This window comes from Streptomyces sp. NBC_00009, from assembly GCF_045040855.1.
GTDB lineage: Bacteria > Actinomycetota > Actinomycetes > Streptomycetales > Streptomycetaceae > Streptomyces > Streptomyces aureus.
Map to the genome: position 1 here is coordinate 679,622 of NZ_CP108312.1, position 13,279 is coordinate 692,900.

Below are 13,279 nucleotides of genomic sequence, written 5' to 3' on the forward strand. Positions count from 1 at the left end.
GGGTACGCCACTTCTACGACCTCGGTGTCCGCACCATGCTGGCGAGCACAGAAGCGTGGGCAGTGCCGCTGTCTCGAAAACCCCACATGGGACAGTTTGGCCAAGAACGGACGCTCCGAGGGCGGCTCCACAAGGCTCTGGCGGACGTTCTTCCCGAAGACATCCCGAAGTTTGGCGTGGTCGCTTTTCGGTCGACAACACAACTCGACGGCCCGGCGACAGCTCCCCAAATGGGGGCAAAGCGGCATACGGGTTGAAGGAGCGGTGAATAGCCGATCATCCTTGGCACCATGAGTCTCGCCTCAGCCTCATTCAACGTGCCTGCTACGGGCGACTACGCCCACGACTGGGCCTTGGTCGACGTGGAAACCTCAGGGCTCATAGCCCGGCGGGACCGGGTCCTTTCGGTCGCGGTGGTGACGATCGGTCCGGACGGCGAGCAGACCGGGGAGTTCTCGACGCTCCTCAATCCAGGCTGCGATCCGGGGCCGGTGGAGGTGCACGGTCTGACCACCGAGCGGCTGCAGGGTTCGCCAACGTTCGCCCAAGTCGCCGGTCGGATTGGGGTGATGCTTCAGAACCGGGTCCTGGTCGCCCACAACGCCCAGTTCGATTACGACTTCCTGGCCCATGAGTTTGCCCGCGCGCGGATGTGGCTCCCAGTGTCGCAGCGGTTGTGCACCCTGGCTCTAAATCGTCAGGTGGATCCGCCAACGGACAACATGAAGTTGGGCACCCTCGCGGCTCATTACGGCGTACCGCAGGTGCAGGCGCATGATGCGCTGGACGACACCCGGGTGCTGGCGGGAATCCTACGGGCGTCGCTACTCGAGGCGGCGCGCCTCGGTCTGCCGTTGCCTCTTGTGGCTTGCCCGCCGCGGGCAGAGTCCCAGTTCACACCGCAGCCGCCCAAGACTCCCTGCGCGTACCGGAACCCGGGCCGGCTGGCTCCCGGCGGGCTGCTTCAGCAGGGGATGAAGGTCGCGATAACCGGTGAGACCGCACACGCTCGGGCGGAGTTGGTCGGGCGGGCGGTTGCTGCCGGGCTGAACATGATGACCTCCGTGAGTCGGCACACGAGCGTGCTGGTCACCAATGAGCCAGCGTCCGATTCGGCGAAGGCCCGACGTGCAGTCGCCGAAGGAGTACCCGTCATCGACGAGCAGGCCTTCCTGCGGCTGCTGGCCGACGTACGCACCGGAACAACGCACGAGGCGACGGTCGCTTCCGACGTGAACGCCCAAGTGTCGGCACCGACGACGGCACAAGTCCAGGCCGCCGAGTCCCAATCCACCCCACCACCTGCCCCAGACATGCCTGTCTTGCCGCCGCCCTCCCCGAGCGTATCCGTCCCCGCTCCGCGTCAACCCGGCGGCTCGGCCAACACCTTGGTCAAGCCACTGATGGGCCACCGGATACTGGTGCTCGGCGGAACCCATGCCGTTGCCTCAGCGGCCCGTACGCGCGTCGTCGAGCTGGGTGGCTCCGCGGCCGTCAACCTGTCGGCCAGCGTCACCGACGTTGTCCTTCTCGCCGGCGGCTCGAAGGACCGCCGCATGAACCGCATCACTGCCCTTGAACTCCCCGTGCACGACGAGCGTTGGCTCACCGCACCGACAGCCACCAACCAGAGCACAGAGGCTGTCCGCGCACAACAACCACAGGTGATGCCCAGGGGTGGTGTCATCGACCTGCTCATGCCGCAGGGCGCACCATCGCCTGACTGGTACGTTACGGCCAGCTGGGCCCCGCAGGCCAGCTGCGAAATCGATGTCGTCGCGTTCCTCCTTGACGAGGATGAACAGGTCACTTTTGACGAGGAGTTCATCTTCTACGGTGCCCCGGAGAGCCCCGCGGGCACCGTGCGGCTCCTCACCGGCGGCCCTGCCGAACAGACCATTGCCGTCGATCTCGTGTCCCTGCCGCCTTCGACCCGCAAGGTCGTCGTTGCCGCGGCCATCGACGGTGCCGCCACCTTCGGGACAGTCGGTGCGATCCAGATCGGTGCGGCCCCTGGTGACAGTGGAACACCCGTCGTCCGGGCGACCCTGGACGCCGCCACAACCGAACGCACCATGCTGCTGGCGGAGATCTACCGCAGAGGGCCTGTCTGGCGTCTGCGCAGCGTCGGCCAAGGCTACGACCACGGTCTCGACACCCTCGCACGCGGATACGGAGTTGACATAGCCGACTGAACGGGGGTGTGGAGGTGAGGGTCTGTGCGTCCCCTAGACCGGCAAGGCGACGCGGTGCAGGCGAGGAAAACGGCGAAGGAACCAGCAAGCTTGGCGTCAGCCGAACACCGCGCCCGTCGAAAAGATCGCCACCAGGCCGCCTGACCCAACGAGATCAGCACAGGTCACAGCCTCAATCGTATTTTCGAGCGGCACAGGCTCGTCTCGTAGTCCTCGCATTCGTCCGGATTACGTTCCGCTGCCGGCGGGATGACAATGGAAATCCCAGACGGGCCGTCGTCGGCCATCGCCGGTGCCGCAGCACCGACGGGTAGAGCCAGGACGACCGCTCCTGCCGCACCCAAAGCAAGGCGCGTCAGGGCGTGGATAGGTGCACGCATAAGTGCCTCCGTGTTGATCGCGAAAGTGCTTGCCGGAGACGAACGACCGCACTCCCGCGCGGGCACGCCGCACCACTCGTAAAGGCGGCAACTGGCCGCGGGCCCATTGGTTCACAACGTTGCGGGTGCCGAAAAGCCATCCGCCCAGCTCACGGGCTTGATCGTCGATCATAGGCCTCCGCGGCCACGCAGCTCTCGCTGCGCTGTTCACGCCGATGGCAGATGGGCGGCATCATGATCTGCCATGCTTCTGCGCCTGGCCTACCTCGCCGCGACCAACACCTTCGCGCTCCTGCGTGTGGGTGCCGGAAACTCGGCCACCGCTACTGACCTGGGCCTTGCGGTCGAGGCCAGGCAGGGCGAGATCCTGTCGCATGGCTCTGCGACTGCTGTACCTGACCTTCCTGAAGGCCCTGGGATGGATAGCGCTGCTGACGCGATCGGAGGCTTCAAAGAACGCGGAGATTCTCGTGCTGCGACACCAACTCGCAGTGCTGCGCCGTCAGGCCGCCCGGCCCAAGGTCTCGTGGGCGGACCGGGCGGTGATCGCGGGACTGGCTCGACTGCTGCCCAAGGCCCTGCGAGAGCACGTGTTCGTCACCCCGGGCACGCTGCTGCGCTGGCACTCCGACCTGGTCAAGCGCCGCTGGACCTACAAGCAACGAAGGCCAGGCCGTCCGCCGACCCGGCCCAGCCTACGGAAGCTGGTTCTGCACATGGCCGCGGAGAACCCGCACTGGGGATACCGCAGAATCGCCGGTGAACTGACCAGCCTGGGCCGCCCGGTCGGCGCCTCCACGGTATGGGCGATCCTGAAGAAGGCCGGGATCGACCCGGCCCCACGCCGCTCGGGCCCGACCTGGGCAGAGTTCCTCCACAGTCAAGCTTCCGGGATCCTCGCTGTGGACCTCTTCCACGTCGATACCGTGCTGTTGAAACGCCTGTACTGCATGGTCGCGATCGAGATCTCCACCCGCCGAGTACACCTCCTTGGCGTCACCGCCCACCCGACCGGCAGCTGGGCGGTCCAGCAGGCCCGCGACCTCCTCATGGCGTTGGACGACCGCGTTGGCCAGGTGAAGTTCCTGATCCGGGACAGGGACGCGAAGTTCACTGATGCCTTCGACGCCGTCTTCACGTCCGAGGCCATCCAAGTGCTGCTCACTCCGGTCCGGGCGCCACGGGCGAATGCAGTCATCGAGCGCTGGATCGGCGGATGCCGGCGGGAACTCCTCGACCGCACGCTGATCATCAACGAACGACACCTGCGACACGTTCTGGCCGCGTACGAGAAGCACTTCAATACCCATCGCCCGCACCGTGCCCTCCACCAAGCAGCACCGCTGCGACCGCTCCCCGATCCAGTAGACCCGGACGGCAAGGTCATCCGTCGTGATCTACTCGGTGGGGTGATCCACGAATACACGCAGGTCGCATAGGGCGGGCGAGTTTCGGGCACCCACAGGCGCCACCCGAGGTCAGCCAGTCCACGCCGCTCCCGGGTCGTCACGCCCCAGCAGAGGCAGCGGTGGTTGCTCGCAGCGAGGCCTTGTCGATCTTGCCGAGAGCGTTCTTGGCGATGGATTCCACCACGACGTACGAGGTGGGGCGCTTGAAGCCGCTGAGACGGCGCGTGCAGAGTGCTTTGAGCGTTGCCGGATCCACCGTGACGCCCGGTCGTGGCTGGACGTAGGCGACGACCACTTCGCCCCACTTCTCGTCCGGCACGCCGATCACGGCAGCCTCCAGGACGGACGGGTCGCCCGCCAGCACGTCCTCGATCTCCTTGGGGTAGATGTTCTCCCCGCCCCGGATGATCATGTCCTTCGACCGTCCGACCAGGGTCAGATAGCCTTCCGCGTCGAGGTGGCCGACGTCCCCCGTGTGCAGCCAGCCGTCGACGATGACCCGGGCTGTTTCCTCCGGACGGCCGAGGTAGCCCCGCATGACATTGGGGCCGCGCACGATGACCTCGCCGTCCAGGCCGGGCGCCACCTCGGTACCGGTCGCGTCGACGATCCGGATCTCCTGTCCCGGAAAGGGAAGTCCCACGGTTCCGGGACGTCGAGGTCCCGCGACGGGGTTGATCGTGGAGCCGCAGGTCCCTTCGGAAAGCCCGTACCCCTCGACGAGGGGAAACCCGTACCGAGACTCGAACCGCGCCAGCAACTCGACGGAGGCAGGTGCGGCGCCGCAGACTCCGAACCGCAGAGACGACGTGTCGGGCCGAACGTCGTCCGGGAGCGCTGCGAGCATGCTGTAGATCGTCGGCACGGCGCTGAAGAAGGTGGGGCGCTCCTGTTCGACGAGGTCGAAGAAAGTGCGGGGATCGAACCGGCGGCCGGCTATGACGACACTGGCGCCGGCGAGAAGGGGCGTCAGAATGCTGACGACGATGCCGTTGACATGGAAGAGCGGCAAGATCAGCAGGCAGCGGTCACTCGACCCCAACTCGAGGGCCAGGCGTCCCATCTCCACCATGGCGTCGATGTTGGCGTGGTCGAGCATCACGCCCTTGGGCACCCCGGTCGTACCGCTGGTGTAGATGAGGAGGGCCAGCGCGGACGGGTCCGGATTCGGTGCTTGGTCCCAGCCCGGGGCCGCTTCGCGCAGATCACTGACGGCAAGTGTGGCGAGGCCGACCGCGGCTGCCGCGCCGTCCTCGACCACCAGCAGGCGTGCGCCGGAGTCGGCCAGCTGTCGAGCGACCTCGATGTCGGTCATGCTCGGGTTGACCGGTGTGATGGTGGCGCCGAGCCGCCAGGCCGCGAACAGCAGCAGTACGAACTCGACGCGGTTCGTCAGTTTGAGGGCGACGACGTCACCGGGACCGATCCCGAGGTCCTGGAGGTGGTGCGATGCCGCTCGGACGCGGTTCAGCAACTGGGCGTTGGTGAGGGACTGGCACCCGTCCGAGACCGCGGGCCCAAGGGGGTCGAGTTCGGCGCGGCGGTCGGGCAGAGAAGCGAAATTCATGGTGAGCGTACCTGTCTCGGTTTGGTGCGAGCCGGTCAAGGAGTCGAATTGGTGGGTGCCGGAGCGAGCTGTCGGGTCAGGAACTCGATCTGGTCGCGCGCCAGGGTCTCGAAGGTGTTGCCGGTGTAGAAGTCGAAGTGGCCGGCGTCGTACCTCTTGATCTCTCCCTGGGGTGCAGTCTGTGCGTACCGGAGGGTCTCGGCGGGAGGCGTGACCGTGTCGGTGTTGCTGACGCAGAAGAGGATGGGGATGGCAACTTTCCTTGCCGCACGTCCGGGCCGGTAGGCGGCGATGGTCGGAATGACCCGTGCCGCCACCTCGTTCCGGAACGTCGTCCCGGCCGGCTGCAGCGCCTCGTATCCGGGCAGTGCGTCCGGAGCATTCATGAGGGCGGGCGAACCTGGCGAGGCGGCGATGGGAACCATCGCGGGCGCCCTGCCGCGCACCCTGGCAGCCAGGTCCCGGGCGAGCACGGGTGTCATCCTGAGTGAGGCCACCGGGCCGAGTGCGAGCGCGGAGGCGAGACCGTCCGTGAACGGACACTGGGCCACGGCCGCGCGCAGTTCGGGATGGCGTGAGGCCACGGTGATGGCGTGGCCACCGCCGAAGGAGCTGCCCCACACCGCGAGGCGGGTGCGGTCGACGTCATCGCGTGCTTTGACGTAGGCGATCGCGGAATCCCAGTCGACGAGTTGACGCTTGATCGACAGGAGCTGGCGCGGGTGGCCGCCGCTGTCGCCGAAGTGCCGGTAGGTGAAGGCCAGGGCAGCAATGCCGGCTTGGGCGAAGCGCTCTGCGAAGGCGTCCAGGCGCATCTCGCGAGTGGCTCCGAGGCCGTGCCCCAGAATGACGACGGGCGGGGAGGCGACGCCCTTGGGGAGGTAGAGCCACCCGGCACACGTGCTGTCGCCGGAGGGGAACGTGATGTCGTGACGGGTGAAAGGCTGAGAAGTGGTCATCGTCGGCTCACCGCCGCTCAGTCTTCGTCGAGCGGTGCCTGGGCACGCTGCCCGAGGCGAGCGCTTGTGCGTACGTGTCCGGGTTGTAGAGCGGGAGCTCGCCGGTGGCCTCGGTCGTCGCGATGTAGTCGAGCATGAGTTCCTGCCCCTCCTTCGACATGACTCTGGTGAAGAACTCGGTGCGCTCGATGTGCAGCCCGTCCTGGAGTGACAACGAGCCACCGAAGTACACCGATCGCTTGGCAGCCGCGACGGATCCCTTGGATCGTGCGCCCAGGTGTTCCGCGAGTGCGGTCGCTCTTGTGACAACCTCGTCCTGGGGCACGACCTCGTCGACGGCACCGTTGGCGAGAGCCTCCTCGGGTGTGAATGGCTTGCCCTCAAGGATGGCGACCAGGGACCTATGGGTGCCGATCAGGCGGGTCAGCCGCTGGGTACCGCCACCGCCCGGAATGATGCCCAGGAGGATCTCCGGCTGGCCGATGAAGAAGTCCCCGTCGGCCATAACCCGCAGATCGCAAGCCCAGGCGAATTCCGCGCCGAGGCCGAGAGCGGAACCGTTGAGGGCGGCGACGAAGATGACTCCGCTGGCGTTCATCCGCAGGAACGTGGCGTGCAGACGCTCGAGTTGGAGAGCTCCCCGCAGCGGGGTCCTGCTCACCACAGGCTCCAGAACACGGGCTTGGTTTACGCGCTTGGCCACGCGTACCACGGCGGAGGCGGCGCGCCGGCCCACCGTAGGGCTGGCGGCGCCCTCCTCCTGCAGCCACTGCACTGCGGCATGGCTGACGAACCGCTCGGGATGTGCCCCGGTCAAGACGACGGCACGGATGCCCGGATCGCGGTCGACCCGGTCCACCAGCTTGTCCAGCTGGTTGGCGACGTCGAGGCCGAAAACGCCGTGCGGGCCGCCGTCGACCCGGATGACCAGGACGGCTCCGCGGTCCTCGATCTCCAGATGGCCCTTGTCTTTGTATCGCATGGATGCTGCTCCCTGATTCGTGGGGAGAGGAAAGTGCGTGGTGGCGTGGATACCGACGCCAGGCATTCAGGACGGCGCGCGATGGCGAGTCCAGACACGCGCGCCTTGGTCCGAAACGGCACATCACTCGTGACGTGTATCATTGCCGTGAACAGTCAGATAACCAAGTTATTCAGACAGTGTCAACAGCAGGCAGTGCCAACAGTGGAGGCGTGGGAGACATGTCAGGGCGGGCGAGGCTCGATGACGCGCCAGAGCGGCTTGTGCAGGCCGCCATCGGCCTGCTGGCCGAGCAGGGGCCGTCGGCCATCAAGGCACGTACGGTGGCGTCCGCGAGCGGACTGTCGACGATGGTGGTCTACAGCCACTTCGGTGGGATCCCCGAACTGATGCGAGCCGTCGCCGACCGTGGGTTCAAGGAACTTGGTGCGGCGTTTGCCCAGGTCCCGGTTACCGAGGACCCACTCGCGGATCTCTTTGCCATGGCCTTGACCTGCCGTCGAGTGGCCCGCGAGAACCCTCACTTGTACGACCTGATGTTCGGCCTGTCCACTCGCGCGACATACCGGCCGCTGTCGGATGCGGACATTCGTCTGAGTGGGCATTCGCCGGCTTTCCGCGACGCGCACGCTCATGTCACGGCAGCGTGTGGACGGCTCGTCCGCTCCGGCAGGGCCCAGCGGCAGGAACCCGAGGTCATAGCCGCTCAGTTGTGGAGTCTGGTCCACGGTTACATCACCCTCGAGTTGGCCGAGCACTTCGTCGAGTTCGAGGACGCGATGGTGCAGGTGCTCCTGCCGATGGGTGTGAACTTCTCGGTCGGGTTGGGTGACGAACGGGAACGTGCTGAGGCCTCGCACCAGGCAGGCGCCCGCCTCTACGACTCGATCGTTCAAGGCCTTCAAGGCCAGTAAAAAGTCGGGTGGTTGGGCACGCGGTGCGTAGCTATGACGACCTGGGCTCCGCAGCGGGGGCATCGGTACCTGGCGTGAGTTGGTCATGCCTCCCCAACGCAGCGACTTCCCGTTCGAGGGATGGAACCGCCCGGGCCGCGAAGCGCCTCGCCCAGGGCCAGGCCGGCGGCGAATTGAGCGCCGCCTTCGCCCAGTTGGCCACGACGACTGCACGCGGGACGTATACGCGGCTGCGTCGGCGCACGAGCCCGTCGACGATCGCGGCAGCCGCCCGCTCGGCACTCGTGGTGACGTTGCCCGGATAGGGCAACCGTCGACGCAGGCCCTGGAACGACGGGAGGTCCACCTCGGCGCCCCGCACAAGGTCCGTGTCGATCCAGGAGGGGTGCACCAGGCCGACCGTGACCCCGAGGTGCGCCACCTCCTGGCGGTAAGTCAGGGCAAGCAGCTCGGTCGCGGCCTTGCTCGCGCCGTAAGAGGCCATCGCGGCCAGCGGCATGAAGGACAGCGCGGACGCCACGACCAGCACGTGGCCCCGGCTCCGCTCCAGATGGGGTGTCGCGTACTTGAGGGTGCGGAAGACGCCGTTCAGATTGATGTCCAGGACTCGCTCGAACGACGCCTCGTCCGTCTGTCGCACCGTCCCGTACGCCACGACGCCGGCATTGGCGACGACGAGGTCGATGCCACTCATGACCTCCGCAGCCTCATCGATCGCCGAGCGTAGAGCGGTACCGTCGCGCACATCGGCCTCGTGCCAGGAAGCGGCGGGGCCGAGATCATCGGCGAGGTCGCGCAGTCGATCGGGCTCCAGACCGATCAGGGTCACACGAGCGCCTCGGGCGACGGCCAGGCGGGCCACCTTCTCGCCGATGCCGCGTGCCGCTCCGGTTACAACCAGCCTTCGACCTACCAAGTCTTGTTTCATGACCCGTAACATAACTTCGTTATTGCACGGGTGCAATAGGTCGCCTACACCGGGACGGAGCGACAGCTACGCGGGTCGCGGAATCGTATGGACCGTTCCGGTACCCCGATGGAGGGCAGCCCAGAAGGGCCGGAGCCGGCTCGGGCTGCGCCGTCGGAGGCCGGCAGCCGGTTGCATTCCCCGGACGGCGGCGGGCTGTCGGTTTCGATGGGGCTGACCAAGCGGCTCAGTGAGTCCCTCGGTGTCCCGGACACCTTCGAGCTCTCTCCCCCCGGCGTGCTCTTCGGCGAGCCGGGAAAGACCGTCGACGACCCCTACTTCGACTACTTCGACGGCGAAGGCCCAGCGCGAACGGGCTGCATACGGTGCGGTGAGTGCGCGGTGACTGCGTGGGCAGCTGTGAGCCTTCCCGCTCGGGGCCACGGCGCCGTCGTCGCGTTCGGGCTCGGCGTCCTCACGCATGGCGCCGGAGGCAGGCGGCCGCCCTGCCGCGTATTGACCGTCCCCCTCAGCGTACGAAGGCGAGGGCGTTCTCAATTCCCTGCTCGAGCACCTCGTCGGCGAACCTCCGGTCGGAGAGGGCGCGGGACAGTTGCAACGTTCCCACCATCATGGTGAAGAGTCCGATGGCCTTACCACGAGCGGACCGCGGGTCCTCAGGTGCCAGGCGGGCGGCGATCTCTTCCACGATTGCCCTCGCGCCATCGGCGTAAGCCTGCTTGGTCACGTCCCCGCAGCGGCCGATCTCGTCGAGCAGGGCGGCGGAGGGGCATCCGACGTCGGGGTGGTCCCGGTGCTCGGGCGACAGATATTCGCGAAGGAGGTCCTCGAGTCCCGGGCGGCCGGGTCGCAGCGTGCTGTACCTCGCCACCTGCGTGTGCAGTTGGTCGGCGACGACGTTGGCGACGAGGTCGTCCTTGGACGCGAAGTGGGCGTAGAAGGCTCCGTTGGTGAGCCCGGCATCCGACATCAGCGTGGAGATGCCCGAGCCGTCGATGCCGTCCTGCTTGAACCGGTGGCCGGCCTTCTCGATGATCCGTTGCCGCGTCACCTGCTTGTGCTCCTTGGCGTAGCGCGCCATGGGCTTCCTCCATCCGCTCCACGTGGGCCATTGCCCCGCACCCCATCCTAATCTATGGTCTGACGCACGTAATATTATGAGTGACAGATAATTCGCAGCTGATCTGCCACTGCCCGAGATGAGGCATGCCGTGAGTGACGTTCCCTCCCAGTCCGCCGTGGATCAGTCACGCGCGCTGGCCGCGGGTGAGATCTCGAGCCGGGAGCTCGTCGAGCTCTACCTTCGCCGCGGGCGCCGTTCGGCCGGTGCCGTGATCATGGGGAAGAGCAACATGCCGCCGGGCAATCAGGACGTCCAGGCCGACAACGCGGTGTTCGGTCCCTCATTGAATCCGTGGGACACGACCCGGACCTCCGGCGGGTCCGCCGGAGGCGGCGCCGTCGTCACCGCCGCGGGCCTTGCGGCGTTTGACTTCGGCTCGGACATCGGCGGGTCGACCAGGATCCCCGCCCACTTCAACGGCCTGTACGGGCACAAGTCAACCTGGCGGTCGGTCCCCCTCAGCGGGCATGTCCCCTACGGCCCGGGTATGGGCTGGTGGACGGACGCCGACATGGCTTGCGGCGGCGCGCAGGTCCGCGACGCACGCGACCTCGTTCCGATCCTCCGGGCGGCAGCTGGGACGGCCGACCATGACGCCGGCTTCAGCTACATGCTCGCACCGCCGCGTGCGACCAAGCTCTCGGACTTCCGGGTCGCCGTCTGGGGCGAGGATCCCTCGTGTCCGGTGGGCAGCGACGTCGCCGCAGCCGTGGACGACGCGGTCACTGCGCTGCGGGCGGCCGACGTGAAAGTCACGATCCGGCCCGCGAGTCTCCCCGTCGACATCGCATCGAATCACCCCCCGACGGCCGCCCCCGCCCACCACAACAAACTGATCGACCGGTTCGGGCGGCCCTACGAAGTCGACGGTGTGCGACGTCCTTACTGGGACCAGATCAAGTGGAACGCCGTCGCCAACGTCTCCGGCGGTCCGGCGACGACCATCCCGGTGCGCAAGGGCAGGAACGGACTGCCCATCGGGCTGCAGGCCATGGGCCCGAGCGGAGGCGATCTCACCATCATCGAGTGCGCCGCTCTGCTGAGTCGCGAAGTGGAGGGCTTCGTGCCGCCTCCGGCGTTCGCCTAGACCGACCGCACACACCCCGAGAACCAGGAGAGCAATGATGCTCAGCCCGAGCCGCAACGTGTCACGACTGCTGACGGATTCCGCGTCCCGCCACCCGGAGCGCACCGCGATCATCTTCGGTGACGACCGGATCACGTACGACGCCCTCGACTCCGCTGCCAACCGTGTCGCGAACCTGCTCGTCTCCCGCGGGATCCAGCCGGGTGACAAGGTCGCCGTGTCCTGCCCCAACCTGCCCCACTTCTCCAGCATCTACTTCGGCATCCTCAAGGCGGGTGCCGCGGTCGTACCGCTGAACGTGCTGCTGAAGGCCCGCGAGGTCGCGTACCACCTCGCCGACTCCGACGCGAAGGCGTACTTCGCCTTCGAGGGCACGCCGGAGCTGGCGATCGGGCAGGCCGCGTGGGAGGGGTTCCAGGCCACCGAGGGCTGCACCGAGTTCTTCCTGATCGAGAGCGGCGGCGCGCCATGGTCCGGGGGCGAGACGCCGGAGTCGTACGCCTCGGTCGTAGCCGAGCAGCCCGTGACGTTCCGGACGGTCGAACGCGACGACGACGACACCGCGGTGGTCCTCTACACGTCCGGCACGACCGGTCACCCCAAGGGCGCGGAGCTGCGGCACCGCAACGTGTACGAGAACGCGCTCATCGGCATCGACCTGTTCGCGGCCGATTCCGAGCGCCCCGACACCTACCTGTGTGTGCTGCCGCTGTTCCATGCCTTCGGCCAGACCGTCATCCAGAACGGCGCCTTCGCCTTCGGCGGCACGATCGTGATGCAGCCGAGGTTCGAGGCGCAGGCCGCCCTGCGTCTCATGCTCACCCACGACGTGACGTTCTTCGCCGGGGTCCCGACGATGTACTGGGGTCTTCTCGCGGCACTCGACGAGAAGGTCGACGTCGCCCGCCTGGCCGCGAACCTTCGCGTGGCAGTGGCCGGTGGCTCAGCGCTCCCCGCCGAGATCCACAAGCAGTTTGAGGAACGCTTCGGAGTCACGATCCTCGAGGGATACGGACTGTCCGAGACCTCCCCGATCGCGTCCTTCTCCCGGTTCGGCGAAAAACCCCGCGTCGGGTCGATCGGGGTGCCGATCCGGGGTGTGGAGATGAAGCTCATCCGCGACGACTGGTCCGAGGTCACGGGCGGCCCCGACGAGATCGGGGAGATCGCGATCAAGGGACACAACGTCATGAAGGGCTACTACAAACGGCCCGAGGCGACGGCCGAGACGATCAGGGAGGGCTGGTTCCGCTCCGGCGACCTCGCCCGCAAGGACGAGGACGGCTTCTACTACATCGTCGACCGGTCCAAAGACATGATCATCCGCGGCGGCTTCAACGTCTACCCGCGCGAGCTCGAGGAGGTGCTCATGGAGCACCCCGCCGTCTCGCTGGTCGCCGTCATCGGCGTACCGCACGAATCCCACGGCGAGGAGATCAAGGCCGTCGTGGTGAAGAAGGCCGGAAGCGCCACGACCGAGGAGGAGCTCGCCGCCTGGGCGAAGGAGCGGCTCGCCGCGTACAAGTACCCGCGCGTCGTCCAGTTCGTCGACGAACTGCCCCTGACCTCCACCGGCAAGATCCTCAAGCGCCAACTCACCTGACCGGCCCGGTCGAACAACGTCGGCGCTCATCGGCGCTCATCGGCGTTCGGGCGACTCGGCCGAGGTCGCGGATCGAGCCGGTCGGCGCCCGTCTGCTCAAGGCACCTGCACACCCCTGCCCACCCACTCACC

General features: G+C 67.2%; 10 protein-coding genes. 5 read left to right on the forward strand and 5 right to left on the reverse strand.

The genetic code is table 11. The annotated features are described in order from the left end of the window. The first annotated feature begins 290 nt into the window (after positions 1–290). Together OHA58_RS03115 and OHA58_RS03120 are read left to right on the forward strand one after the other, a co-directional pair. The gene (locus OHA58_RS03115) at positions 291–2,195 is read left to right on the forward strand and encodes a TerD family protein (protein WP_405476123.1); all 1,905 of its coding nucleotides are present in this window, start codon (positions 291–293) and stop codon (positions 2,193–2,195) included. A 754-nt stretch (positions 2,196–2,949) separates the two neighbouring features. Next, positions 2,950–4,014: an integrase core domain-containing protein gene (locus OHA58_RS03120; protein ID WP_405476126.1), complete on the forward strand. Its 1,065-nt coding sequence runs from the start codon at positions 2,950–2,952 to the stop codon at positions 4,012–4,014. A gap of 67 nt (positions 4,015–4,081) precedes the next feature. On the opposite strand, the gene OHA58_RS03125 is transcribed toward OHA58_RS03120, so the two are convergent. Genes OHA58_RS03125 through OHA58_RS03135 form a run of 3 tightly spaced genes read right to left on the reverse strand, consistent with a single transcriptional unit; the run spans position 4,082 to position 7,492 of the window. Then, a complete protein-coding gene (locus OHA58_RS03125) occupies positions 4,082–5,551 on the reverse strand; it encodes a class I adenylate-forming enzyme family protein (protein ID WP_405476128.1) in 1,470 nt (489 codons plus the stop codon). 35 nt (positions 5,552–5,586) lie between these two features. After that, complete coding sequence (locus OHA58_RS03130) at positions 5,587–6,510, reverse strand: alpha/beta hydrolase (protein WP_405476130.1); 924 nt, start codon at positions 6,508–6,510, stop codon at positions 5,587–5,589. A gap of 7 nt (positions 6,511–6,517) precedes the next feature. After that, positions 6,518–7,492, reverse strand: coding sequence for an enoyl-CoA hydratase/isomerase family protein (locus tag OHA58_RS03135; RefSeq protein ID WP_405476133.1), 975 nt, complete (start codon positions 7,490–7,492; stop codon positions 6,518–6,520). 221 nt (positions 7,493–7,713) lie between these two features. Between OHA58_RS03135 and OHA58_RS03140 the strand changes: the two genes are divergently transcribed. After that, positions 7,714–8,406, forward strand: coding sequence for a WHG domain-containing protein (locus OHA58_RS03140; RefSeq protein ID WP_329582256.1), 693 nt, complete (start codon positions 7,714–7,716; stop codon positions 8,404–8,406). Positions 8,407–8,437: 31 nt separating this feature from the next. Here the strand turns inward: OHA58_RS03140 and OHA58_RS03145 are convergent, their stop codons facing one another. Both OHA58_RS03145 and OHA58_RS03150 read right to left on the reverse strand, forming a co-directional pair. After that, positions 8,438–9,334 carry an SDR family oxidoreductase gene (locus OHA58_RS03145; RefSeq protein WP_405476136.1) on the reverse strand — a complete coding sequence of 299 codons (897 nt, stop codon included), beginning with the start codon at positions 9,332–9,334 and terminating at the stop codon, positions 8,438–8,440. Positions 9,335–9,842: 508 nt separating this feature from the next. Continuing rightward, complete coding sequence (locus OHA58_RS03150) at positions 9,843–10,415, reverse strand: TetR/AcrR family transcriptional regulator (protein WP_405476138.1); 573 nt, start codon at positions 10,413–10,415, stop codon at positions 9,843–9,845. A 130-nt stretch (positions 10,416–10,545) separates the two neighbouring features. Between OHA58_RS03150 and OHA58_RS03155 the strand changes: the two genes are divergently transcribed. Continuing rightward, positions 10,546–11,544, forward strand: a complete 999-nt coding sequence (locus tag OHA58_RS03155) for an amidase family protein (RefSeq protein WP_405476140.1) — start codon at positions 10,546–10,548, stop codon at positions 11,542–11,544. Between the two features lie 37 nt (positions 11,545–11,581). Then, the gene (locus OHA58_RS03160; protein ID WP_405476143.1) at positions 11,582–13,147 is read left to right on the forward strand and encodes a long-chain-fatty-acid--CoA ligase; all 1,566 of its coding nucleotides are present in this window, start codon (positions 11,582–11,584) and stop codon (positions 13,145–13,147) included. Positions 13,148–13,279 lie beyond the last annotated feature (132 nt).